Origin of the sequence: Pseudomonas sp. Hp2 (assembly GCF_006386585.1) — a bacterium.
GTDB lineage: Bacteria > Pseudomonadota > Gammaproteobacteria > Xanthomonadales > Xanthomonadaceae > Pseudomonas_S > Pseudomonas_S boreopolis.
Genome location: NZ_VAHJ01000004.1, coordinates 195,593 through 220,739, shown reverse-complemented (window position 1 = coordinate 220,739; position 25,147 = coordinate 195,593). Strand labels below are relative to the sequence as shown.

At 68.4% G+C, this 25,147-nt stretch carries 21 protein-coding genes and 1 CRISPR repeat array; of the genes, 7 read left to right on the top strand and 14 right to left on the bottom strand.

The genetic code is table 11. From position 1 onward, the window contains the following. Positions 1-21: 21 nt before the first annotated feature. The 13 genes from FD678_RS14025 to FD678_RS13965 form a co-directional block, all read right to left on the bottom strand. Positions 22-987 (bottom strand): lysylphosphatidylglycerol synthase domain-containing protein, encoded by a 966-nt coding sequence (locus FD678_RS14025; RefSeq protein WP_218569730.1) that lies wholly within the window; start codon positions 985-987, stop codon positions 22-24. Next, positions 984-2,198 carry a cardiolipin synthase ClsB gene (gene clsB, locus FD678_RS14020; protein WP_140724766.1) on the bottom strand — a complete coding sequence of 405 codons (1,215 nt, stop codon included), beginning with the start codon at positions 2,196-2,198 and terminating at the stop codon, positions 984-986. Before clsB ends, FD678_RS14025 begins: the two co-directional genes overlap by 4 nt. Beyond that, on the bottom strand, positions 2,195-2,938 hold the full coding sequence (locus tag FD678_RS14015; protein ID WP_140724763.1) for an endonuclease/exonuclease/phosphatase family protein: 744 nt from the start codon (positions 2,936-2,938) through the stop codon (positions 2,195-2,197). Before FD678_RS14015 ends, clsB begins: the two co-directional genes overlap by 4 nt. 223 nt (positions 2,939-3,161) lie before the next feature. Then, positions 3,162-4,900: a CRISPR direct-repeat array (repeat unit 29 nt; unit sequence CGGTTCATCCCCGCATGCGCGGGGAACAC). Between the two features lie 63 nt (positions 4,901-4,963). Then, positions 4,964-5,263: a type I-E CRISPR-associated endoribonuclease Cas2e gene (gene cas2e / locus FD678_RS14010; RefSeq protein WP_140724760.1), complete on the bottom strand. Its 300-nt coding sequence runs from the start codon at positions 5,261-5,263 to the stop codon at positions 4,964-4,966. Next, a complete protein-coding gene (cas1e, locus tag FD678_RS14005) occupies positions 5,263-6,150 on the bottom strand; it encodes a type I-E CRISPR-associated endonuclease Cas1e (protein ID WP_140724757.1) in 888 nt (295 codons plus the stop codon). Before cas1e ends, cas2e begins: the two co-directional genes overlap by 1 nt. Before the next feature lie 31 nt (positions 6,151-6,181). After that, positions 6,182-6,793, bottom strand: a complete 612-nt coding sequence (gene cas6e / locus FD678_RS14000; RefSeq protein WP_140724754.1) for a type I-E CRISPR-associated protein Cas6/Cse3/CasE — start codon at positions 6,791-6,793, stop codon at positions 6,182-6,184. Continuing rightward, a complete protein-coding gene (gene cas5e, locus FD678_RS13995; protein WP_140724751.1) occupies positions 6,768-7,430 on the bottom strand; it encodes a type I-E CRISPR-associated protein Cas5/CasD in 663 nt (220 codons plus the stop codon). The genes cas6e and cas5e overlap by 26 nt, the downstream gene beginning before the upstream one ends. Positions 7,431-7,432: 2 nt before the next feature. Continuing rightward, positions 7,433-8,596 (bottom strand): type I-E CRISPR-associated protein Cas7/Cse4/CasC, encoded by a 1,164-nt coding sequence (gene cas7e, locus FD678_RS13990; RefSeq protein ID WP_140724748.1) that lies wholly within the window; start codon positions 8,594-8,596, stop codon positions 7,433-7,435. Between the two features lie 12 nt (positions 8,597-8,608). After that, positions 8,609-9,130, bottom strand: a complete 522-nt coding sequence (gene casB, locus FD678_RS13985) for a type I-E CRISPR-associated protein Cse2/CasB (RefSeq protein ID WP_140724745.1) — start codon at positions 9,128-9,130, stop codon at positions 8,609-8,611. 1 nt (position 9,131) lies between these two features. Next, positions 9,132-10,679 carry a type I-E CRISPR-associated protein Cse1/CasA gene (gene casA / locus FD678_RS13980; protein ID WP_140724742.1) on the bottom strand — a complete coding sequence of 516 codons (1,548 nt, stop codon included), beginning with the start codon at positions 10,677-10,679 and terminating at the stop codon, positions 9,132-9,134. Continuing rightward, positions 10,676-13,402 (bottom strand): CRISPR-associated helicase Cas3', encoded by a 2,727-nt coding sequence (gene cas3, locus FD678_RS13975; RefSeq protein ID WP_140724739.1) that lies wholly within the window; start codon positions 13,400-13,402, stop codon positions 10,676-10,678. Before cas3 ends, casA begins: the two co-directional genes overlap by 4 nt. Before the next feature lie 167 nt (positions 13,403-13,569). Next, positions 13,570-14,205, bottom strand: coding sequence for a response regulator transcription factor (locus tag FD678_RS13970; RefSeq protein WP_140724736.1), 636 nt, complete (start codon positions 14,203-14,205; stop codon positions 13,570-13,572). Next, on the bottom strand, positions 14,202-15,308 hold the full coding sequence (locus tag FD678_RS13965) for a histidine kinase (protein ID WP_218569729.1): 1,107 nt from the start codon (positions 15,306-15,308) through the stop codon (positions 14,202-14,204). Before FD678_RS13965 ends, FD678_RS13970 begins: the two co-directional genes overlap by 4 nt. A 145-nt stretch (positions 15,309-15,453) precedes the next feature. On the opposite strand from FD678_RS13965, the gene FD678_RS13960 reads away from it, so the two are divergent. From FD678_RS13960 to dld, 7 genes are all read left to right on the top strand, one after another. Further along, positions 15,454-15,870, top strand: a complete 417-nt coding sequence (locus tag FD678_RS13960) for a DUF2141 domain-containing protein (protein WP_140725313.1) — start codon at positions 15,454-15,456, stop codon at positions 15,868-15,870. A gap of 14 nt (positions 15,871-15,884) precedes the next feature. Further along, complete coding sequence (locus FD678_RS13955; protein WP_140724729.1) at positions 15,885-17,411, top strand: carotenoid oxygenase family protein; 1,527 nt, start codon at positions 15,885-15,887, stop codon at positions 17,409-17,411. 17 nt (positions 17,412-17,428) lie between these two features. Beyond that, positions 17,429-18,004 (top strand): methyltransferase family protein, encoded by a 576-nt coding sequence (locus FD678_RS13950; protein ID WP_140724726.1) that lies wholly within the window; start codon positions 17,429-17,431, stop codon positions 18,002-18,004. Then, positions 18,004-18,459, top strand: coding sequence for a DUF2214 family protein (locus FD678_RS13945; protein ID WP_140724723.1), 456 nt, complete (start codon positions 18,004-18,006; stop codon positions 18,457-18,459). Before FD678_RS13950 ends, FD678_RS13945 begins: the two co-directional genes overlap by 1 nt. 111 nt (positions 18,460-18,570) lie before the next feature. Further along, the gene (gene lldR / locus FD678_RS13940) at positions 18,571-19,395 is read left to right on the top strand and encodes a transcriptional regulator LldR (RefSeq protein WP_140724720.1); all 825 of its coding nucleotides are present in this window, start codon (positions 18,571-18,573) and stop codon (positions 19,393-19,395) included. Continuing rightward, positions 19,392-20,552, top strand: a complete 1,161-nt coding sequence (gene lldD, locus FD678_RS13935; protein ID WP_140724717.1) for an FMN-dependent L-lactate dehydrogenase LldD — start codon at positions 19,392-19,394, stop codon at positions 20,550-20,552. Before lldR ends, lldD begins: the two co-directional genes overlap by 4 nt. A 20-nt stretch (positions 20,553-20,572) precedes the next feature. After that, on the top strand, positions 20,573-22,291 hold the full coding sequence (gene dld, locus FD678_RS13930; protein ID WP_140724714.1) for a D-lactate dehydrogenase: 1,719 nt from the start codon (positions 20,573-20,575) through the stop codon (positions 22,289-22,291). A gap of 312 nt (positions 22,292-22,603) precedes the next feature. Here dld and ligD read toward each other — a convergent pair whose 3' ends face one another. Beyond that, positions 22,604-25,147, bottom strand: a complete 2,544-nt coding sequence (gene ligD / locus FD678_RS13925) for a DNA ligase D (RefSeq protein WP_140724710.1) — start codon at positions 25,145-25,147, stop codon at positions 22,604-22,606.

Below are 25,147 nucleotides of genomic sequence, written 5' to 3'. Positions count from 1 at the left end.
AAGCATACGGCGGAACGCCCGCTACGGTCCCGGCCGCGGATCGCCATGCGCCGTCGCATCGCGCCGCCGGCGGGCCTCCAGTACCGCATAGCCGGCGATCGCCGCCAGCAGCGGTCCCAGGTAGTAGCAGGCGCGATAGGCCAGCAATGCGGCCAGCACCTGCGGTGCCGGCGCCTGGTGCCCCAGCAGCGGGATGAACACCGCCTCCAGCACGCCGACGCCGGCCGGGATGTGGGCGACCGCCGAGGCGATCGCGGCCACCAGCAAGGCGGCCAGCACCGCGGGATAGGTCGCGCCGGAGGGCATCAGCACGAACAGCAGCGCCCCCATCAGCGCCCAGTTCGCCGATGCCAGCACCAGCTGCAGCAGGGCGAGCGCCGGCGAGGGCAGACGGAAATGGCGCCGGCGCAGGTGCAGCACGCGCCCGCGCGCGACGTGGCAGGCGACCAGGTACCCGGCAACGAGCGACAGCATGGCCGCGCCCAGCCACGGCAGCCTCGTCGCGCCGACCGGCCAGTTCGCCGGCACGCGCACCTGCCCGGACACGAACAGCACGCCCGCCAGCAGCAGGTAGCCCATCCAGTTGGTGGCGATGGCGAAGCCCACGATGCGGCTGATGGTGCCGACGCCGAGCCCCGCGCGCGCGTACAGCCGGTAGCGGAAGGCCGCGCCGCCGACCAGGGCGCCGAGGTTGAGGCTGAAGATGTACGCGATGACGGAAATCGCCATCACCTTCGCCGCGGGCAGCGCGTGGCGCGCGTAACGGCGTGCCGCCAGATCGAAGCCGGAATACAGCAGGTAACTGCACGCGGCCAGGGCCGCCGCCGCCGCCAGCGTGGCGGCGGAGTAGCCGGACAGCGTCGCCCCGACCTGCGCCCAGTCCACCGAGCGCCCGTAGCGCACCAGCAACAACGCCACGCCCGCCAGGAAGACGAAGAAGGCGATCCGTCGCACGCGCTGCCAGCGGCGGCCGCGCGCGGGCTTCATGGCGCCGGCCCGCGCGCGCGCGGCGCCTGCACCAGCGTGGTCCGCGGCCTGCGCGAGGACAGCCGGCCGGCCCACTCGGGGAAGTGGCGCAGCACGTGAAACAGCAGCGGCTGCATGAACCGGCGCCAGATGCGTCCGCGCGGCACGCTCGCCGGATCGACCTTGCGGCAATGCGCGTCCATCAGCCGGCCCAGGCGCCCGCGCAGCTCGCCGGCGAACGCGGCGTCGCGCACGAACAGGTTCGCCTCCAGGTTGAGCGACAGGCTCAGCGGATCGAGGTTGCTCGAACCGACCGTGCTCCATGCCTCGTCGATGACCGCGATCTTGCCGTGGAAGGGGCGTTCGCAGTACTCGAAGATCCGCACGCCCGCGTCCAGCAGGTGCCGGTACAGCGCCCGCGCGGCCATCAACGCAAGCGGCGTGTCCGGCTGCCCTTGGAAGACCAGGCGCACGTCGACGCCGCGCCGCGACGCATCGCACAGGTCGCGCAGGAAGCCATAGCCGGGGAAGAAATAGGCGTTGGCGACGACGATCTCCCGGCGCGCCGCGCGGAACGCCTGCCGGTACGCGCGTTCGATGCTCCGGGACCGGCGCGCGTTGTCGCGCGGCAGGAAGCACGCCTCGGCGCTTCCGGCGGCGCGCGCATCGACCGTCGCGGCCGGCTCCCACCGCTCGCCGGTGCCGTACGTGGCCATGGCCTGGCGCATGAACGAGACGATGTCGGCCACGACCGGGCCTTCCACCTCCACCGCGTAGTCCTGCTTGGCTTCCGGGCCGAAGCCCGCCAGATGGTCCGCCGAGTAGTTGATGCCGCCGACGAAACCGAGGGTCTCGTCGATCGCCAGCAACTTGCGGTGCATGCGCCTGAACACGTTGAGCCGGATGCCGAACAACTTCGGCTGGGGATCGAACATGCGCAGTTCCACGCCGGCCTCGAGCAGCTCGGCGACGAACGCCGGCGACAGGTCGGGCGAGCCGAACGCATCCACCAGCAGGTGCACGTGCACGCCGCGCCGCGCCGCGGCGACCAGCCGGTCCTTGAGCGGGATGCCGACCTCGTCCTCGAACCAGATGAAGGTCTCCAGCAACACCTCGCGCCGGGCCGCATCGATCGCCTCGTACACCCTGGCGAAGTAGGCGTCGCCGTTCTCCAGCAGGCGCAGGCGATGGCCGCCGCGCCAGCAGGCGCCGATGTCCTGCCCGCCTCTCACAGCGCGATCCTCGCCCACAGCGGCACGTGGTCGGACAAGTGCGACCACGGCCGGCCCGACAGCACGCGCGCCGCGTCGATGCGCGCATTGCGCAGGTAGATGCGGTCGACCGGCAGCGCCGGCCAGCGCGAAGGGAAGGTCCTGGCGACGCGCCCGTGCGCATGCTCGAAGGCCTCGGTCAACCCGCAGCGACGCAGGCGCGGATGGCCGCGCGTGCGCCAATCGTTGAAGTCGCCGGCGACGATCAGCGGCGCATCGGCGGGGACGCCGTTGGCGACGATGCCGCACAGCAGGTCGATCTGCCGGCGGCGATGCGCCTCGCGCAGCCCCAGGTGCACGCAGATAGTGTGCACCTCGACGGCATGCCCGGGTACCTGCACGACCGCATGCAGCAGGCCGCGCTGCTCGTGCCCCTGCACGGACACGTCGCGGTTCTCGAACGACGCGATGGGGAACTTCGAGAGCATCGCGTTGCCATGGTGGCCATGCGGGTAGATCGCGTTGCGGCCGTAGGCGAACTGCGGCCACAAGGTATCGGCCAGGAACTCGTACTGCGGCTCGGCCGGCCAGTTGGCATGGCGCCGCGCATGTCGCGCGTGTTCGCCCAGCACCTCCTGCAGGAACACCATCTCGGCCGACACCGCGCGCAACGCCTCGCGCAGCTCGGGCAGCACGAAACGCCGGCCGAGCAGGTTGAATCCCTTGTGCACGTTGACGGTGAGGACGTTGATCGAAGTCATGCGGCACAGGCGCCTGGAACCGATGGCATTGTCCCGAGGGTGTACGCACCGTGACGTGACGGAAGGAGCATCTGTCCAGGCGGGATTTCGACGCGGGCTTAACGATGCGGTGTCAACCCGAGGCTCAATCAAAGCATTGATCGACTCCTCGACATCTTCCCTTTTGTTGAATTATTGACATGACGACACTCGACTCTGATTGAGTCTGCAGGAGCTCCTCATGCGACTCACCCCCGCATGCGCGGGGAACACTGGCCGGAGAGCCTACCCGAGATGCTACCCGTCGGTTCATCCCCGCATGCGCGGGGAACACATCACCGCACCTCCGGCATTCCGTTGAACCAAACGGTTCATCCCCGCATGCGCGGGGAACACTGTCTTCCATGCGTGCGCTCCGTTCGGTGTGGCGGTTCATCCCCGCATGCGCGGGGACACGGCGGCCCAGGGCACGAGAACTGGAAGCCGGACGGTTCATCCCCGCATGCGCGGGGAACACAGCGCCGCCCACGTCAGCGGGTGCCGGGCCCTCGGTTCATCCCCGCATGCGCGGGGAACACACCGGAACCATCACCAAGGGCTCTATTGTCACCGGTTCATCCCCGCATGCGCGGGGAACACGATGGCCCGTACATCCGAACTGAGGACGGCCGCGGTTCATCCCCGCATGCGCGGGGAACACATCTCGGCGTCGGTGATGCCGCGAAGACCGGTCGGTTCATCCCCGCATGCGCGGGGAACACTTGTCGTCCCAGTCACGGAACTGACGCAGACACGGTTCATCCCCGCATGCGCGGGGAACACGCGGCCACACGAGCAGCCAACTCCGCCAACAGCGGTTCATCCCCGCATGCGCGGGGAACACGCGCGAGCCGACGTGGTCCGGGAGGGCGATAGCGGTTCATCCCCGCATGCGCGGGGAACACGGAAACAGATTGCACGGGGCTGATTACCCGCCCCGGTTCATCCCCCCATGCGCGGGGAACACGCTGACGCCAAAATCACGGACAAGGTCAGCATCGGTTCATCCCCGCATGCGCGGGGAACACTCCAGCCAGTTCGGGTTCGAGCGCAGGAACTCCGGTTCATCCCCGCATGCGCGGGGAACACTTGATTTTTCGGCCTTTTTCCGGCCTAAAACTCGGTTCATCCCCGCATGCGCGGGGAACACTCGATGAAGCCTCGCAGTTTAGTGAATCGCACCGGTTCATCCCCGCATGCGCGGGGAACACGCCCGCTGTAATGCCTACGTCTGGAATCGATTCGGTTCATCCCCGCATGCGCGGGGAACACGAGCCCGGCGTTCCTGGCCCAATTGCTTCATCGCGGTTCATCCCCGCATGCGCGGGGAACACGAGCGGATGCAGGCCTCTGGCGAGTTCGACCGCGGTTCATCCCCGCATGCGCGGGGAACACCGTGTGCTTAGCAGTGCTCATCCTGTTTCTCCCGGTTCATCCCCGCATGCGCGGGGAACACCGCCGGAGTGTGGCGAAATCCATCCAACTAAACGGTTCATCCCCGCATGCGCGGGGAACACCTTCCGGCGCCCGATGTCGTCGAGCAGATCGACGGTTCATCCCCGCATGCGCGGGGAACACGCGGCCGACACGACTGGCGGCGGCGGCGCAGGCGGTTCATCCCCGCATGCGCGGGGAACACCTGGCACCATCAGCACCATTAATGGAGTCTATCGGTTCATCCCCGCATGCGCGGGGAACACACGAAGTCGCCGGAGTCGATCATGTTGACCACCGGTTCATCCCCGCATGCGCGGGGAACACATGATGCTGCGCAGCCGCCCGGCCGTCTCCAGCGGTTCATCCCCGCATGCGCGGGGAACACCGCTGCATCGCTGCCGCTGGTGGTCTGCGCGGCGGTTCATCCCCGCATGCGCGGGGAACACTGCCAGTAGCTGGTCATGGTCACCGTCTCGCCCGGTTCATCCCCGCATGCGCGGGGAACACACCAAATGCAACCCATTGACCCAAAAGAAAAAATACGAAGGTCAACAAGCTACCAGCTTTTTGTCAAAGATCGGAGGCAGCCTGTGGCTCAAAAGCCACTAGCCTTAGCCCATCGTAATCGATCGGCATGCGACGGTTCGCGCCCAGAGTCTGGAAGTCAAAACCGGACTCGCTTGTGCTAGCCCAAGCCATCACTACATTGCCGTCTTCATAACCTGCTTCCAGCTGCTGCCAGATCATCTCTCTGACACGTTTTGAAACATCGCCGACATACACGCCTGCGCGCACTTCCAGCAGCCAGATCGCCAGCCTTCCACGCAAACGTGGCGGAACGTTCTCAGTGACAACGACCAAGAAAGTCATCAACGACTCCGATGTCCAGAATCGCCCAGGCTGTCGGGGTTGGGAATGGCGGGGGGTACGGACTCGGGCGGCGCCACTGGCGGAGAAATACCGCCAGCGGCCAACACGTCTTCAATCAGTGGGATAATTCGGCCAAGCAGCTTTTCCGACCGAAACAGATCGCGACACGCCAAACGGACCTCGCGTTCTGGGAAAGCAGGCGACTTGGCTGCGATACGAAAGGCCAATGGCACCACGGTCTCGAACTTGTACAAATCAGCGATATCGTACACGAAGGAAAGCGGCTTGCCGGTGTGGATGAAGCCCACAGCCGGGGCATAGCCAGCAGCAAGAACCGCAGCTTCGGTGATGCCATACAAGCAGGCGGTCGCCGCAGACAAGCAACGATTCGGGATATCGGCCGCGTCCCACTGATTGCGATCGTAATTGCGCGCACGCCAATCCACCTTGTGTTGCTCGGCCAGTAGTTTGTAGCTGGCCCGTACCCTGGAACCTTCGATACCGCGCAGTTGCTCCACGCTTCGTCTTGCCGGGGCGGGTTCGCCGAAGCGGACCTCGTACATCCTGCGTACGACTTTCAAGCGCAGCTCATCATCCAATGCCAGTTTGGCTTGATACAACAGGCGATCGGCGCGTGCGCCGCCGGGCTGACCGCTGGAATACAGTCGCACGCCAGATTCTCCCACCCATACCAGCAGCGTGCCCACGGTCGCCGCCAGGTTCACCGCCGCATGCGAGACGCGCGTGCCCGGCTCCAGCATGATGCAGGCCACCGACCCGACCGGGATATGCGTGCGCACGCCGTTCTTGTCGATGACCACGAAAGCACCATCCAGTACGTCGATCTGCCCGTACTGTATGAAGATCATCGACACGCGATCTTTCATCGGCAGTGGTTTGAGCGGGGGGAGCACGGATTCAGATCCGCGCCAGGCTCAGCAGGCCGCACCCGAAGGCCTTGCCGGGACCGATGCCGGCCTGCAAGGCGTTGCCCAATGCCGCGACATCGCTTGCCCGGAGAATCCCCTCGAACAATGCCCGCCGCAGGTGGATGCGTGTCGCGCCCTTGCGGCTGGTGAGAACGTCGCTGGCCGCCACCAGGGCCATTTCGACACGGAAGCCCACACGCTCTCCTTGCCGGGACAACCATGCCAGCTGCGCCTCCTCCGAACTCAGTCCATAGCGCTTGCCCTCGCGGGCAACCGTGGGGTTGGCCAGCAGGCGGAAGCGATAACGGGCGTCAACCCTGAGCAGGTCCTCAATGGTGACGGCCTTGGTCTCCACCGGCTCTTTCAGATAGCCAGCCGAGTCATCCAGATACCTCCAGTTCCCTGGCCTGCTGGATTGCACGATCAGTTGCGGATCGCTCCATGCGGCCTGCGTTTCCAGGCGCCAGAGGAAGCGCGGTGGCGTCTGTGTCTCGTCCACGACGAATGCACGTACCAAGCTACGATGCATCTCGTAGGGGTCGGCCAGATCGCGCCGTGCCCGCGGAGCGAAGGGATCAAGCCTCAGTCGTGTCAGATGCATGCTCCCCTCCTGCCGGCAACACCAGGGATCTCACGAAACGCGGCCCGAAACGGCGTTCGGCGAAAGGCGCCACCGGCTGATCGAGCCGGATCGCGCCTTCAGCGTCATCTTCCAGCACGAAGCGGAGCGCCTCTGCGCCATGCGCCGCCAGCGGGGGCCATTGGGTCAATGCCTGCTCCAACCCGGCTTCGACCAATCCATCAGGCAGATGCACCGGTTCCGATGGCACGAAGCTCTTGCGTCCCAGTGCCAGCGGCCAGGCAGGCCGAAGCAGCGCTTCGTGGATGCGCTCGAGCAAGGCTCGCTCACCTTCCAGGCCCACCAGGAATACGGCGTCGGCAAGGTAGTAGCGCGGGCTGACCACGGTGCGCTCCTTCTCCACCTTGCCAGCGGCATTCACCACGCCGGTGGCGGTCTGGTAATCCCGCATCGGCACGCCTTCGCGGTCCACGCGCACACCCATGCGCAGTCCGGCCAGGTCATCGACCGGTTCGCTGCGATCGCGACCCAGCGCGGCGCAGACCAACCCGAGCACCCCGGACTTGGAAGGTTCCAGTTGCGTGTCGCGTTCGTCGAAGCGGCTGGTAGTGCCCCACGATTGCATCGGCCCTTGTAGGCGCAACAGCAAGGTGGCCACGCTCATTCCCCCAGGCCGGCGGCGGACAGTTCCCGCACGCGCCGCGCCAGCTCGGGCAGCGACTTCTGCGCCTCGCCCTTGCCTTGCGGCCAACGGCCGGTGAGGTCGAGGTACAGCCACTGGTCCAGCGGCGTGGCGTAGATCGCAGCGAGCTTGTCCTCGTAGCTGGCCAGCGCACCGACCGACTGCGCGGTGAGGGAGTCCTCGGGCTTGGGCCGTACCGGCTTCTCGAAGGCGTTTGCCAGGTTCAGCGGCGTGGCATGGCGCAGGCTGATGCCGATGAACTCCGGCGGGTTGTGTGCCGCAAAGCTGTTCTGCTTGCCGCTGGGAATGGCACGCACCAGTGCCTGGGTGAATGCTTCGATGGCCGACAGCGTCAGCTCGCGGTCGCCTTGCAGGTTGTCGAACAGCTTGTTCACGTCCAGCACGGCGTAGCGGTAGAAGGTGGCGGAATTAAATTCCACCTGGCCGATCATGCCCGCCCCCGTTTCGTCCTCGTCACCCTTGTCGTCCACAGCGGTGAAGTAGTCGAACTCGCGTTCGACGCGATGGGTGCTGATGGCGTGGGCGACCTGGCAGGCGGCGTCTTGTTTGCCTATCGGCAGATCCGCGAGCATGCGGCCGAATAAGGCCACATCAACTGCTTTGCTACGGCGTAAAATAGCCTTTAACTCGTCCCTGAAACTTAACTGCACATCCGAAGGCTTGATCTTTTTCTTTTCGCTCAGCTCCTTGAGCATCTCGGCATGATCGCCGACAAGACGTTTCAATGCTTCAATTTCAGTTGCCGACACAAACAGAAGATAGGACAAAGTAGAGCTCGCAATCTCTTTGTCGTCGGACTTTCCACTCTCATCCTTCTTGTCTTTGGACTTGAATGCCTGTTTGATGATCTCATTGAACTTCGAAGGATCTGTCAACCCTGCAGACTTCAACTCGCCCAACAAGACGCGATCCAGATGCCGTGTTCTAATACCAAGATTCTCTTCACCCACCAATCCTGAAGTTTTGAAAAAATCTCTTGTTGTCTTTTTCTGACACTGGCTGCTCACCCGTGCCCGGCGATGGCCGCCGAAGATGGCGTCTTTCGGCGCCCCGGTGTCGTCGCGGTTGAGGTTGGACGGGGCGAAGTTCTGGATCAAATGGAATTCGATGAACGTGCTCATGAGGGTCTTCCTTTACGAGGCGGTGTCAGAGTCGGCCTGGAATTCGGCGGCGCGGTAGAAGTCGCGCGCCCAGCGCTGGCGCAAGCGGTCATGGTCTACATTCGGGTTCATCCAGACGGCCAGATCGTCCAGCAATCGGGCGTAGTCCAGCCCGATGCCCTCGGCCGCCAGCAGGCTGATGGCCTGGCGCAGGTAGTCGAGGATGTTGTCGGCATCGGCTTCGAGCAAGGCGATGAAGCGTTGTTCGATGCTCTGACTCTCGCGCTCGCGGAGCAGCCTACCGAAGGCGGCGGCGAAACTGCGGTCCTGTTGTTCGGGATATCGCGCAAATAGCCCCGCCACGGCATACAGGGCGACCCGCCACGCATCCGTGGCGGGTCGGTCGGCACCGACGAATCGCTCAACATAAGGGAATGCCCTGGGATAAGCCCCCGGATCGAAGGTCAGGCTATGCCGCAGCGCGGCCATGGCACCCGTGTCCCGCTCGCGCAAGGCACTCAGGTGCTCGATGAATCTTTCCGCGTGTTCGCTCACGTCAAGCCTCCTTGGCGGTCGTGGATGATTCGGTGATAGGCACGTGCTTGTTCAGCAGGCCATGGAAATGGGGCCGGAACTTGGCGTCTGCCCGCAGGGCCCGAGGCGAACGGCCCAACCCGGTGGATGCGCGTTCCCAGGCTGTCAATGCACTGTGGCGCAGGGTGGCGTGCCATAGCGTGGTGGCCTGCACGAAATCGCCTTCGCCCAGCAGGCGAAGCAGCTCGGGCAGGGTGCGCTCGGCGGTGGCGTAGTAGCTGGTAGTGAACGGGCCGGTGTCGAGCATGCTGCGCGCCCGGTTATAGGTGTCCTTGCTTGCCGCGTCTGGCAGCGTTTCGGCCAGCATGCGTGCAGCCAGCTTGCGTATTTCGCCGAACACCGCCTCGGCCTTTTCCACCAGATCACGCAGATAACCTGCCTTGTCCGCGTTTTCCAGCAAGGCCACGGGCAGGGCAATGCTTTCCGAACGCCAGCGCAACAACTTGGCCTGATCGCTGGCCAATCCGGCGACCAGCAAGGGTTGGTGCACCGATTCGAAGGGATTGAGTTGGGCATGCAGCTCAAGCGCATGGCTTATCACCGCGGCGGGATGACTAGCTCTCGATGGATTGGGCACCAGCACCGGCAGATCACGCCACAACGCCCGGCCTTCGCCAAAGCTCAGTCTCACAAGCTTGGTGCCGTCTGCACTTACTCGAAAACTCGCCATGGGATCGGGAGCGTTGGCGTCTTCCCCCAGCGCAAAGCCTGCTGCGAAACGCAGCCATCGAATGGATCCATCGGGTTCCCGAAGCAGCAATACGGCACGACTCTGGCGGGTGTAACGATCATTGGGACCCGTCGCCAGAACCGGATCGCCACGCAATTCGGAGACGGTCAGCCGCGCGCGCTCCCATGCGGGCAGATCATCGCCGCCACGCCAGCCGTGAAGGCACAGCGTCAGCGTCTGCGCCAGACTCGCGCCCAACGGCAAAATGGCAGCAGTATCGGTTAGTGCGCCGGCCTTTTCAGATACTTTCAACTTTTTGCCGGGGAAAAACCCCCCTGGCACGAACTGGAAATACCCCATCATTGACTTGATGACATCTCGCGGCCACCAGGCGTCATTCCTAAAAACCTCCTGGTTGAACATCCCTGTCCCATAAAATTGTTCGAGGGACAACGTACTCGGCGGATAGAGCGATTGTGTCTCATCGCACTCATCCAGCGCCGCCACCTGCATGAAAGGACACTCGGGGTGGAACAGCCAGAAGCGTTCGCGCCAGTGCTCGAGGTAGTCGGCGACGGCTTCGACCGGCAAGCCTTCGCGATACCAACGGGCACGGTCCTTGTCTTTCCACCCCTCCGGAAAGGCGCGGGTCAGGGCGCGATGGAGAATGGCCAGCAACAGCCGGTATTGCGCCACCAGATTGGGCGGCGCTGTTTCGGCCAGCGCCACGATCTGGTCGCTGCGTCGGAAAGCACCCAGCAACCCTAGTTCTTCAATATGTCCGTCGGCGAAGCGCACCGGCAGCCATGGCTTGTCTAGCAGATTGAAGTCCTTGTTCATTCGGTGCCCCCGGTCGATTCCTTCGTCTCGTAAACCAGTCCCAGCTCGGCGTCCAATCGCAGCCGTACGCCATCGCTCACGTAGCACCCTTGCGTTAACGGCAGCGGACGGAAATTCCGTAGCAGGGGATGCTCGGCGAATCCGATGGGGGGCTCCGCGCCGAGAAAGTGCTTCACCACTGCCGTGCGGGTAAGACGTAACTGACGTCCGTATAGGCGACGGGCAGCGGCATCATCCAGCGGTTGATCCGGTGCGAACGTCGAATCCCCCACGCGCCAGCCACCCTCGACGACATCCACCGGCACCAGGGTAATGGTCTCGCGTCCCAGGCGCGTAACGTTGCGCAACCCCAGCAGGTCGTCCTCGTCGTTGCCGCGCGGCTTGTCGTTGTAGGCGGATTGCGGCTCGGCCCGCGGATCGATGGCGATGTTGCGCGACTCCTGCCGCTCCTTGTTCACCTTGGCACGGAACTCGCCATAGGCTTCGATCTCTATGGCGTTCTGCACCTGCTCGTCCAGATCCCCGGGCAGCGGTTCGTCGCCATAGACCGCCTGCACCAGCCGGTCGATGTCGCCGGGCAGGTCCAGTACCGTCTCGCATCCCAGCAGCGCCCAGGTGCGTCCCACGATGTAGGGGTCATAGACGAAGCCCCAGGCCGTGGCCTTCAGGTCGGGGAACTCCGGCCCCAGACCGGCCACCCACAGTCGCGCTTCGCTGTGCGCCATTGGCCTCGGGCGTTCGTGCCGATGCAGGCGACCCGCGCGTTGCAGCAACAAATCGGCCGGGGCCAGGTCGCTGAGCATGAAATCGAAGTCGAGGTCCAGCGATTGTTCGGCCACCTGCGTGGCGATCATCAGTGCTTTCGCGGGGCGGTCGCCTCCTGGCCCGAAGCATGCCGACACCTGCCGCTCGCGCTCGCCACGTTCGTCCATCGGGTAGCGCGCGTGGAACAGCAGCAACGGAACCTCTGGTTGCACCCGATCGCGCAGCAGCCGATAAAGCGCCTGGGCACGATCGACCGTGTTGACGATCACGGCCCCGCAACCGCCGCTTTCGAGCAATATCGCAGCCTGATCGGCCAGTGCCTCCAGACCCTCCCCCAGACCTGCCAGCCGGATCGGCGGCAGGGGCCGGGCAGGAAAATGCTCGCCACGCGGACCATCGTCATCGGCCAGCAGCACGCGCGGATAGGGCAGTTCCTGTACGGTGCCGACATCCACGCCCCAGGCGGCCAGCAGTTCGTTCCGCCGCGCCTTGGGCAAGGTGGCGCTCATCAGGACCACCGAACTGCCCAAAGCCTTGAGCCATTGCAGCAAGGTGGCGATAAGGCCGGACGTATACGTGTCGTAGGCATGTACTTCGTCGAGCACCACGACTCGATTGCCCAATCCCCACAGGCGAACGAAATGGTGCTTGACGTTGAGCACCGCGAACAACGCCTGGTCGATCGTTCCCACGCCGTAAGGCGACAGCAGGGGCCGGCGACGCTGGGAAAACCAGGCCGAGGCCGCCAGCGCCTCGCCGCTGTCCTGGTTGATGCCGCGCAGGTGGACCGTGCGGAGGCGTTGCGCATCCTCGTTCATCGCAGCGCCGCCGTGCACGAGTTGCACGTCCAATGGACCCGCAGCGAAGGCTTCGAGGAACGTCTGCGCGCGCTTGAACAGCGCATTGCCGGTGGCCTGGGTCGGCAGGGCGACATACAGCCCCCGATGGCCGTTGGCGGCTTGCAGCCGCAAGTGGGACAGGAACGCCAGCTCGGTCTTGCCTTCGCCCATTGGGGCTTCGACCAGCAGCAGCGACGGCCCTTTCGCACCATTCAACAGGCGCTCCCCGGCCTGTTGCAGCGGCCGGGCCTGCAAGTCCTGGCGTTGCGTGATGCGCGCCAGCAAAGCATCCAGCCCCGCTGGCGCATCCAGGAGCGCCTGTGCGCGGTTCCAGCCGACGTGACGCAGTGCATCCGCCGCCAGTTTCCGCGCATGGTCGTAGTAGACACCCAGATCGTCGTGTCGCTCGCCCAGCGGGAACCAGTCGGGATTGGAGGCGATCCAGTCCGCCGCACTGGTCAATCCCGCCAGCCAGCTCACTGCAGGAAGGCTCACTTCCTCCAGGCTGGGCGTACCCTGCGGTGCGAGCGTCTGCCAGTAGGCATGGAGGATGGCCTGGCGAGCTTGTGCCCAAGCCGGTGGTTCACCCTTGGGCCGCGAACTGTTTACCTGTGCCGGCGCGAAATGGAAGCCGTGGTGCGCACTGATGGCCTGGACGGCATGACGAACCCAATCTGGCCCAGCGCTCGTCAACTGATACAACGGCCCGCCCAGCAACGCCGCAGTCGCACAGGAGTGATCGGTAACACTGCAGGCATGGAGCGGGAACGACAGGCCTTGCGCCTGGTTGGCTGTCATGCCTTCCGGCCACTTGGCCTGGAAGCCAGGAATCGCCTTGCCAAAATCGTGCAGCCCTATCAGGGCAGCCAGCCAACGCCGGCAATGTCCACGGGGCAATCCCCACGCCGATGCTCCCCAGTCCAGCGAGTGAGATGGCTCCTGCTCCAGTATGACCTCGGCGACCGCGGCCACGTCCAGCATGTGTGCCAGAAGCCGATGCCCCTCTCCTTCGCCGCTCTTGGCCCATATCGCCCTGGCTGTCCCGAGAACCGACGAAAACCGGACGCCATCTGCAATACCTTCCGCTACTGAATGGACTTTGCCGCCCCGGCCTTCCATGCCTTCCGTCCCCGCATCCCCTGTATCCGCTGCATCAAAAGTATCGCATCTCCACGACTGTTCAATGCCACTCAACGGTCATCTTTCCCCTTACGACATTCCAGGGGCATGCAGACGCGCCTGCTGGCTACTGTAAGGTGGCCATGCTCCGATGAAACACCCGCCCCTCAAATCACCCGCAACGTGATCGCCTTCAACACCGCCCGCGTGCGATCGCGCGTCCCCAGCTTTTCCAGGATCGTCGACACGTAGTTCTTGACCGTTCCCTCGGCCAGGAACAGCGTCCGCGCGATCTCCTTGTTGGAATAGCCGCCCGCAAGCAGCCGCAGGATCGCCACCTCGCGCTCGCCGAAGGTGTCGCGCGGCGCGTCCTGGTCGCGGTACTGATAGCGCGAGCGCACCGGATCGGTGCTGACCGGCTGCAGCAGCGTCTCGCCCGCGGCCACGCGCACGATCGCCTCGCGCAGGTCCTCCGGCGCCGCATCCTTGAGCAGGAAGCCCTGCGCGCCGGCCTCGGTCGCGCGCAGCAGCAGGTCGCTGTCGTCGAAGGTGGTCAGCAACAGCACCGGCGTGCGGTCGCCGCGCGCGCGCAACGCCTGGAGCGCGGCGATGCCGTCCATGCCGGGCATGCGGATGTCGCTGAGCACCACGTCCACCGCGGTGGATTGCAGCCCGGCCAGCAGCGCCTCGCCGTCGTCGGCCTCCAGCGCGACCCGGATGCCCTGGCTCTGCAGCAGCGCGCGCAGGCCGGCGCGGACCAGCACCTGGTCGTCGGCGAGCGCGACGGTGGTCGCAGCGGTCATGCAGGCAGCCTCGCGGAAAGATGCAGGCCGCCCCGGGCGGTGCGGCCGAGCTCGAGCCGGCCGCGCAGCGCCGCCAGGCGTTCGCGCATGCCGGCGATGCCGTTGCCCTCGCGGATCGTGGCGGCGGCGCGGCCGTCGTCCTCGATGTCGATGCGCAGCTGGCCGTCCTCGCGGGCGATGCGGACCTGGACCTGCGCGGCGTCGGCATGGCGCGCGGCGTTGGTCAACGCCTCCTGCACCAGCCGCAGCACCGTCTCGGCGACGGCCGGATCGGTGACGCACACCTGCGGGGCGATCGCCAGCTGAAGGCGCGGGCGCGGGAACGGCGAGGCGAGCGCGCGCAGCGCGGTCTCCAGGTCGAGGCCGCGGTCGTCGTCGCGCAGCGACTGTACGACGCGGCGGATGTCGGCGAGCAGCTCGGCGGACAGGCTCTCGGCCGCGGCGATCTCCGCGCGCCCGGCCAGTTCCGGATCGGCGGCCAGCATGCGCAGGTTGATCCGCATCGCGGTGAGCTTGTGGCCGGCCACGTCGTGCAGCTCGCGCGCCAGCCGCAGGCGCTCGGCGTCGCGCGCGCTGTCGGCGAGCAGGGCGCGGGTGGCGAGCAGGTCGGCGTTGACGCGGGCGAGCGCGTCGCGGGCGCGGGTGGCGGTGACGGCGTAGTGGGCGGCGAGCGCGGCGAAGCCCTCGAAGCCGCTGTAGATCGCCACGATCAGCAGTTTCCGCTCGAACCCGGCATGGGCGAGCGCGGCATACATCCCGGTATTGAGCACCACCGCGAAGGCCAGTACCGCCCAGCGCGGCCAGCGCATCGCCGCCTGGGCGACCAGCACCACCAGCAACACCGGCGCGGTGCCGGCGCGCGGCTCCAGCCAGATCAGCGCCACCGCCGCCGCGCCCTGCACCAGCAGCGCGGCATGGCGCAGGTGCCAGCGCGACGGCAGCAGCTCGTGGACGTGCAACAGTACCGCGAACGCGCCCAGCAGCAGCCAGCGCAGCGCGCCATGCGGGGACGCCTCGACCCCGAACGACAACGCGACCGCGGCGACCGTGCACAGGCCGGCCAGGCTCATCGGCTCCAACAGTTCGCGCAGGAAACGGGGCATGTGCGGATGCTGACCGCAGGCGCGGCCTCCGGCAATGGGGCCGCCGCCGAAAGTGACTTCCGGCAGGTCGGATCGATGACCTGCGGCAGCTGATCGGCCCGGCATGGGCGGCAAGACTGGCGCCACCCACCCGGAGGACGCCGCCATGACCACCCGCCTGCCGCTGCTCGCCCTGCTTGCCCTGACCGCATGTTCCGCCGTCCACGCCGCCGACCTGGGCATCGACCTGCACGGCGTGCGGACCCAGGCCGGCCAGCTCCACGTCGCCCTGGTCGACGCCGCCGGCTGGGACGGCCAGGGCGCCCCGCTGCGCGCCGCCGCGGTCGCGCCGTCCGGTGCGGACGCGCATGTCGAGTTCAAGGACCTGCCCGCCGGCGAGTACGCGGTCCGCGTGATGCACGACGAGAACGGCAACGGCAAGCTCGACACCAACATGCTCGGCATGCCGCTGGAAGGCTACGGCTTCAGCAACGATCCCAAGGTGATGCGCAAGCCGACCTTCGACGAGGCGCGCTTCGCGCTGCCGGCGACCGGTACGTCCATCGCCATCACGCTGCGCTGAGACCGGAGGCCGCCGTGGACCGTCGCCGTTTCCTTCGCTCCCTGCTGGCCGGCGGGGCCGGGCTTGCCGCCGGCGGCGCGTTGCTGCGCAGTGCGCCAGCCCAGGCCGGCGACAGCGCCGGCTTCGCCGCCGGCCTGCGCGAACACCCGTGGCTGGTCGGCTGGCGCAGCGTACGGAGCGAGACGCTCGGGCCGGCGACGGTGGCGTTGCAGGGCCGGCTGCCGGCCGGCTTCGCCGGCACGCTGTACCGCAACGGCCCGGCCTGGACCGAGCGCGCCGGCTTCCGCTACGACCACTGGTTCGACGGCGACGGCATGGTGCATGGCTGGCACTTCGGCGGCGACGGCACGCTGACCCACCGCGCGCGCATGGTCGCCACGCCCAAGTTCGTGCGCGAGCAGGCCGCCGGGCGCTTCCTGTATCCCACCGCCGGCACGGTGGTGCCGGACATGCAGCCGATCCGCAACAACGACGACGCCAATGTCGCCAACACGTCGGTGATCACGATCGGCGGCCGCCTGTTCGCGATGAGCGAGGCCGGCTCGGCGTTCGAGCTCGACCCGGACGAACTCGGCACGCTCGGCCCGGTCACCTGGCGCCCGGACCTGGCCGCGGTGCCGTTCTCGGCGCACCCGCTGGCCGACCGCGACGGCAGCCTGTGGAACTTCGGCTCGATCGGCCTGATGGGCGGCACCGGCCTGATGCTCTGGCGGATCGGCGCGGACGCCACGCTGCGCCAGGCGCAGGTGCTGGACACGCCGGTGCAGGGCTACCTGCACAGCTTCGCGATGACCGACCGTTACCTGGTGTTCGTGCTGATGCCGTTCCGCTACGCCGGCAGCGGCGCGTTCTTCCAACGCCTGCGCTTCACGCCCGACGCGCCGTGCCGGATCGCGGTGGTGCCCAAGGATGCGCTGGACGCGCCGCGCTGGTCCGAGGCCGATTTCGCCGCGGTCTACCACTTCGCCGACGCCTACGAGCGCGGCGGGGAGATCGTGGTGCGCGCCGTGCAGCACACCGACATCGACGAGGCGCGCTCGCCGATGCAGGCGGCGATGCAGGCGGCGATGCACGGCAGCGGCGATGCGCGCAACTCGCAGGCGCGCGTGCGCACGCTGCACCTGGACCTGCGCCACGGCGCGGCGCGCTGGCGCGACCACGACGTGGCCGGCATCGAGTTCCCGCTGTTCGACCCGCGCACGCCGGGCGACCGCGGCGCGCGCCTTTATGCACCGTGCATGGAAGGCCGCCACGACACGCCGTACTTCAACGCGGTGGCCGGCTACGACCTGGAGCGCGGCCGCAGGCAGGTGCACCGCTACGGCAGCGGCATCATGGCCGAGGAGCACGTGTTCGTGCCGCGTCCGGGCAGCCACCGTCCCGACGACGGCTGGCTGGTCGGCACGCTGCTGGACGCGGACCGCCAGCGCAGCGGCATCGCGGTGCTCGACGCGCGCCATATCGACGATGGCCCGCTGGCGACGGCATGGCTACCGTACGCGGTACCGCTCGGCTTCCATGGCCACTTCGCCCGCGCCTGATCGTTCCGGAGCCCCTTATGCCCGCACTCTCGCCCCACCTCCCGTTCCTGCTCCTCAACCTCGCCTGGGGCGGCTACGAGATCCTGCTCGGCCACCGCCGCCGCGCGGCCGACGGCGGCGCGCGCGACCAGGGCACGCTGAAGCTGCTGTGGCGCGTGCTGTACGGCGCGATCGCGCTGGGCGTGGCCGTGTCCTTCCTCCGCTCCGGGCGCTTCCCCGCGGCATGGATCGAGCCGTTACGCTGGAGCGGCTGCGTGCTGGTCGCCGGCGGCCTGGCGTTCCGGATCTGGGCGATCCGCACGCTCGACCGCTGGTTCACCGTCGACGTGACGATCCAGCAGGACCAGCCGTTGATCCAGTACGGGCCATATCGCCGGTTGCGCCATCCCTCCTACACCGGCGCGCTGCTGGCGTTCTGCGGGCTCGCCCTCGGCCTGGGCAGCGTCCTGTCGGTGCTGGCGATCGTGCCGGCGGCGACCTGGGCGTTCCTGCGTCGCATCCGGGTCGAGGAAGCGGCCTTGCGCGAGGCGTTCGGCGCGCGCTACGACGCCTATGCCGCCACGCGCTGGCGCCTGCTGCCGGGGGTGTGGTGATGGGAGGCCGCGACCTGCTGCTGGCCTGCCTGCACCATCTCGCCTTCCTGCTGCTGGTGGCGAGCCTGGTGGCCGAATGGGTGCTGTTGCGGCCGGTGCCGCGCGGCGAGGCGCTGGCCCGGCTCGGGCGCATCGACGCGCTGTACGGGCTGTCGGCCGTGGCGGTGCTGGCGGTGGGCGCGCTGCGCGTGGCCTACGGCCTCAAGGGCGCCGGCTACTACCTGCACAACCCGTGGTTCTGGACCAAGCTGGGCCTGTTCGCGGCGATCGGCCTGGTGTCGATCTACCCGACCATCGCGCTGCTGCGCTGGCGCCGCGTGCAGCGGCTCAGCCCGGATTTCGCGCCGGACCCGCAGGAACTGTTGCCGGTACGCCGCTGCGTCGCGCTGGAACTGGCGCTGCTGCCGCTGCTGTTCGTCGCCGCGGCGCTGATGGCGCGCCATGGGCTATTCTGATTGGACATACCAATTTAGCCTTCGGACATGGCCGCCACGAAAGGATTCCCTGGCGATCAAGCTCGAGGGGTGCCATACTTGCCGCCATGATTCCGAACATTGGTAATACCAATGTCATTCATCGCGAGCATGGCCACGCATACACCGACGCAGTCCGCTGACGGGCAGGGGAGCGCGACGCCGCGCCTGTCCGACCGGGTGGCCGAGCAGCTGCGCAACCTGATCGCCGAGCGCGGGCTCCAGCCTGGCGCGCGCCTGCCGGCCGAACGCGCGCTCGCGCTCGCGCTGGGCGTCTCGCGCACGGTGCTGCGCGAGGCGATCGCGCAGCTGTCCAGCCAGGGCCTGCTGCGCGCCCGCGTCGGCGGCGGCACCTACGTGCAGGGCCCGCCTTCGCCCGAGCAGGTGCTGGCCGGGCCGATGGCGCCGTACCTGTCGCTGTTCCAGGCCGACCCGGAGTACCGCTTCGACGTGCTGGAGATCCGGCACGCCCTCGAAGGCGCCGCCGCCTGGCACGCCGCGCAGCGCGCCACCGAGGCCGACCACGCGCGCATCCGCACGGCGTTCCAGGCCCTGCAGGCCGCGCACGGCAGGAACGACCCGGCCGGCGAGGCGCGCGCCGATGCCGATTTCCACCTGGCCATCGCCGAGGCCGCGCACAACCTGGTGCTGCTGCAGGTGATGCGCGGCCTGTTCGAGCTGTTGCAGACCAACATCTCGCAGAGCCGGCAGAAGCTGTTCCTGTCGCCGCGCACGTCCGAGCCGCTGGCGGTGCAGCACCGCGCGCTGATGGACGCGATCCTCGCCGGCGATGCCGAACGCGCGCGCGATGCCGCGCACGCCCACCTGGAATTCGTGCATACCTCGCTGCGCACGCTCGACGATGACGAGGCGCGGCGAGCGCGCGCCTCGCGCCTGCCTCCCGTACACCGCCCATGATCATCTCCTCGCCCACCGACTACCACGCCGCGGCGCAGCGCCGGCTGCCGCCGTTCCTGTTCCACTACATCGACGGCGGCGCCTATGCCGAGCACACGCTGCGGCGCAACGTCTCCGACCTGGGCGACATCGCGCTGCGCCAGCGCATCCTGCGCAACGTCTCGGACCTGTCGCTGCGGACGCAGCTGTTCGGCGAGACGCTGGCGATGCCGGTGGCGCTGGCGCCGGTCGGCCTGACCGGCATGTTCGCGCGCCGCGGCGAGGTGCAGGCGGCGAAGGCGGCGACCGGCAAGGGCATCCCGTTCACGATGTCCACCGTGTCGGTGTGCCCGATCGAGGAAGTGGCGCCGGCGATCGAACGGCCGATGTGGTTCCAGCTGTACGTGCTGAAGGACCGCGGCTTCATGAAGAACGCGCTGGAACGCGCGCAGGCCGCCGGCTGCTCGACGCTGGTGTTCACCGTGGACATGCCCACGCCCGGCGCGCGCTACCGCGACGCGCACTCGGGCATGAGCGGCCCGAACGCCTCGCTGCGGCGCATGCTGCAGGCGGTGGCGCACCCGCGCTGGGCCTGGGACGTGGGCCTGTGGGGACGCCCGCACGACCTCGGCAACGTCTCCCGCTACCGCGGCCACCCGACCGGCCTGCAGGACTACATCGGCTGGCTCGGCGCCAACTTCGACCCGTCGATCTCGTGGAAGGACCTGGAGTGGATCCGCGCGTTCTGGAAGGGCCCGATGGTGATCAAGGGCATCCTCGACCCGGACGACGCCCGCGATGCGGTGCGCTTCGGCGCCGACGGCATCGTGGTCTCCAACCATGGCGGGCGCCAGCTCGACGGCGTGCTGTCCACCGCGCGCGCGCTGCCTGCGATCGCCGACGCGGTGAAGGGCGAGCTGAAGATCCTGGCCGACTCCGGCATCCGCACTGGCCTGGACGTGGTGCGCATGCTCGCGCTCGGCGCCGACGCGGTGCTGCTCGGCCGCGCCTTCGTCTACGCGCTGGCCGCGGCCGGGCAGGCCGGCGTGGAGCACCTGCTGGGCCTGATCGAGAAGGAGATGCGCGTGGCGATGACGCTGACCGGCGCCCGGTCGATCGGCGAGATCGGCCGCGATTCGCTGGCGCGGGTGACGCGCGAGAACACGGTCTCGCCCTAGCGCGCCGTCGCGAGACCGCCATGAACGCTTCTCCCGTCCCGTCCGGGGTGCTGCTGCGGCAACTGCGCGAAGCGGTCGGCGCCGCGCACGTGCTGACCGGCGAGAAGGCCACGCGGCGCTACCGCAAGGGCTACCGCTTCGGCGACGGGCCGGTGCTGGCGGTGGTACGGCCCGGCACGCTGCTGGAGCTGTGGTCCGCCCTGCAGGCGATCGTCGCGGCCGGTCGCATCGTGCTGATGCAAGCCGCCAACACCGGCCTGACCGGCGGCTCCACCCCGGACGGCGACGACTACGACCGCGAGATCGTGCTGGTCAGCACGCTGCGCCTGGCGGGCATACGGCCGATCCGCGACGGCCGCCAGGTGGTCTGCCTGCCCGGCGCGACACTGGACCGGCTGGAACGGGCGCTGCGCCCGCTCGGCCGCGAGCCGCACTCGGTGATCGGCTCCTCGTGCATCGGCGCCTCGGTGCTCGGCGGGATCTGCAACAACTCCGGCGGCGCGCTGGTGCGGCGCGGGCCGGCCTACACGCAGCTGGCGCTGTACGCGCAGGTCGGCGAGGACGGCGTGCTGCGCCTGGTCAACCACCTCGGCATCCGCCTCGGCAACACGCCCGAGCGGATCCTTGCGCGCCTGCAGGCCGGCGACTACGACGAGGCCGACATCGTCGACGACCCGGCGCTGGCCGCGTCCGACCCGCTCTACGCCCAGCACGTGCGCGACGTCGACGCGCCCACCCCGGCGCGCTTCAACGCCGACCCGGCGCGCCTCTACGAGGCCTCCGGCTCGGCCGGCCGGCTGTGCGTGTTCGCGGTGCGGCTGGACACCTTCCCGCGCGAGGATTCCACGGTCTTCTACGTCGGCAGCAACGATCCGGCCGACCTCACCGCGATCCGCCGCGAGCTGCTCACCGCGCTGGCCGAGCTGCCGATCGCCGGCGAGTACATCCACCGCGACGCCTTCGACATCGGCGAGAAGTACGGCAAGGACACCTTCCTGCTGATCGACCGCTTCGGCACCGACGTGGTGCCCCGGGCGTTCGCGCTGAAGAGCCGCGTCGACGGCTTCTTCGAGGCGTTGGGCCTGCACGGGGTCGCCGACAGGGCATTGCAGGCGCTGGTGGCGCTGCTGCCCCGCCACCTGCCGCGGCGCATGCGCGAGTACCGCGACCGCTTCGAGCACCACCTGCTGCTGCGCGTGTCGGCCAAGGACGCGCCCTGGACCGACGCCTTCCTCCGGCGACACTTCGCCGGCAGCGGCACCGGCGCGTATTTCCGGTGCGACGCCGGGGAAGGCCGCAAGGCCTTCCTGCACCGCTTCGCGGTGGCCGGAGCGGCGGTGCGCTACCGCGAGGTGCATCGCGACCGCGTGGAGGACATCGTCGCGCTGGACGTGGCGCTGCGCCGCAACGACCGCGACTGGGTGGAGACGCTGCCGCCGGCGATCGAGGACGCGCTGGTGGCCAAGCTGTACTACGGGCATTTCTTCTGCCACGTGTTCCACCAGGACTACATCGTGAAGAAGGGCCACGACCCGCTCGCGATCGAGCACGCGATGTGGGGACTGCTCGACCAGCGCGGCGCCGAGTACCCGGCCGAGCACAACGTCGGCCATCTCTACCGCGCCAAGCCGGCGCTGGAACGGCACTACCGCGCGCTCGACCCGACCAACACCTTCAACCCCGGCATCGGCCAGACCTCCAGGCAGAAGCACTGGGGCGACCACTGCGGCGGGCATTGAGGCCGCTCACCGTCTTCGCTTTGCTTCTTCCTTCGCCTTGCTCCCCGTGGCAGCGGCTCTGGATGGCCTAGGGCCATCGGCCGCGAAGAAGCCTTCCCGATCCCCGTCCCCGCAAGGGATCCCCGTGGGAGGGACTTCAGTCCCGACAGCGACTGCTGCACAGGCCTCCCCGCCCCGAGGGACCAGGGAAAGCCCCATCGGGACTGAAGTCCCTCCTACACCTGAGTTTGGTTCCCGCGTTCGCTTTTCGTGGGAGCGACTTCAGTCGCGACGGGCTTTCCCGGAAAACCCCCATCGCAACGGAAGCCACTCCTACCGGAAAGCGGGCAAGCGCTGCCGCAGCTGCGCGATCCCCTCCCAGGGATCGGCCTTCAGCCGCTTCGCGCGCGCCAGCGCCTTGTCCGGCGGAAACGCCCGCGGCGAGGCGATCCGGCCCAGTTCCTCCCAGCGCAGCGGCACCGCCACCGCCGCCGGCTCGCGCGCCCGCAGCGCCCACGAGCACACGCTGGTGCTGCCGCGGCCGTTGCGCAGCCAGTCGACGAAGATCACCCCGCGCCGCTTCTGCTTGCTCATCGTCGCGGTGTAGCGGTCGGGCGCGGTGCCCGCCAGCGCCTGCGCGAAGGCCTCGCAGAAATCGCGCGCCTGCGCCCAGTCCGGGCCGGGCTCGATCGGCACCACCACGTGCAGGCCCTTGCCGCCGGACAGCCGCACGAAGCTCTCCAGCCCGGCTTCGCGCAGGCGCGCGCGGATGTCGCGCGCGGCGGCCTTGACCTCCTTCCAGCCCACGCCCTCGCCCGGGTCGAGGTCGAACACCAGCCGGTCCGGATGCTCGGGGTCGTCCACCGTCGAGCCCCACGGGTGCAGCTCCAGCGTGTTCATCTGCACCAGTTCCAGCAGGCCGGCCACGTCCTCGATGTAGAGGTAGTCCTCCACGCCGCTCTTCTGGCGCAGCGCGACCGCATGCACGTGCGGGCCCAGCGCGCGGCTCTCGTGCTTCTGGAAGAAGCATTCGCCGCCGACGCCGTCCGGGCAGCGCAGCAGGGACAGCGGCCGCCGCGCGACTTCCGGCAGCAGCCACGGCGCGATCGCGCGGTAGTAGTCGGCGACCTGCCCCTTGGTCATGCCCGAGCCGGGGAACACCACGCGGCCGGGATGGGTGATGCGCACGTCGTCCTCCGCCATGCCGCGTTCCTCCGTCCGCGAGGGAGCCTTCGCCTTGCTGCGCGGCCTGGCTTCCGCCGCTGCCGCCGGCGCCGGCCCCACCTCCTCCAGCGGCTTGTCCTCGCGCAGGCGCTTGAAGCTGGCCTGGCGCAGCAATCCCTCCTTGGCCCAGCCGCGCATCGCGACCTCCACCACCAGCCGCGGCTCGACCCAGTGCACGGTGCGCAGCGGGAACGGCACGTGCGCGGGCAGCTCGACCGGCGCGGTGGCGGTCGCGCGCGCCTCCAGCATCGGCATCAGCCGCGCCAGCATCGCGTCGTCGAAACCGCTGCCGACCCGGCCGACGTAGCGCCAGCCCGCGCCTTCCGGGCGCGCCAGCAGCAGCGAGCCGAAGCCGCTGCGCGAACCCTTCGGGTCGGTGTAGCCGACCACGACGAACTCGTCGCTGCTCTCGTGCTTGATCTTCAGCCAGTCGGAACTGCGCGCGTTCACGTAGTGCGCGTCCACGCGCTTGCTGACGATGCCCTCGAACCCCTTCTCGCCGCTGGCGGCGAACACCTCCGGGCCGTGGCCGACCACGTGGTCGCTGTAGGCCAGCGTGCCGGGCCGCTTGCCGAGCAGCTGGCGCAGCAACGCCTTGCGCTCGACCAGCGGCGCCCGCGACAGGTCCACCCCGGCCACGCCCGGCAGGTCGAACACGAGGTAGCGCAACGGCTGCCGGGAGGTACCGTCCAGCACCCGTTGCAGCGCCGAGAAATCGCTGCGGCCCTCGGCGTCGAGCACCACCAGCTCGCCGTCCAGGCGCGCGTCCGCGACCGGCAGCGCCTCCATCGCCTTCACCACTTCCGGGAAGTTGTCGGTCCAGGTCAGCCCGCCGCGCGAGCGCAAGGTCGCCTTGCCGTCGACCAGGTCGGCCAGCAGCCGGTAGCCGTCCCATTTGATCTCGTGCAGCCAGTCCTCGCCCGGCGGCGCGTGCGCGCGCGACATCGTCAGCTGGGCGGTGAAGCCCGGCGGATACGGGCGATCGCGCGCGCCCGGCAAGGCCAGCGCGCGCGCGTGCCAGGTGGCGTCCTTGCCGTGCCGTGCGCGCCGGGGCGCGGCCGGCGCCCCGGCGCCCTCGCGTTGCTTCCGGCTGGCCGTCGCGCTACCGGCGCGCGGCTTGCGCCGCGGCTGCGCCCCGATCAGGTCGTCGGCGTCCAGCGCCGCGGCAGTGCCGTCGTCGCGCTTGATCAGCAGCCATTGCGGCTGGCGGCCGCGCAGCGCGGTGCGCACCAGCTTCCAGCCGCCCTCCAGCTTTTCGCCGTGCAGGACGAAGTCGAGCTTGCCGGCGGCGATCGCCTCCAGCGGGTCGCCCTCGCACGACCAGGTGCCGTGGTCGAACACGTCGACGTGGCCGGCGCCGTAGTGGCCTTCCGGGATGTCGCCCTCGAACGTGGCGTAGGACAGCGGATGGTCCTCCACCTGCACCGCCAGGCGCTTCTCGCCGGCGCGCAGCGAAGGCCCCTTCGGCACCGCCCAGCTCTTGAGTACGCCGTCGGCCTCCAGGCGGAAGTCGTAGTGGCGCGTGCTGGCATGGTGCAGCTGCACGACGAAGATCGGCCGCCGCGACGGGGCGCCGGCGGCGTCGCCGCTCGGTTCGGGCGTGCCGCCCTGGCGGTCGAAGCGGCGCTTGCGCTGGTAGTCCCGCAGCGACAC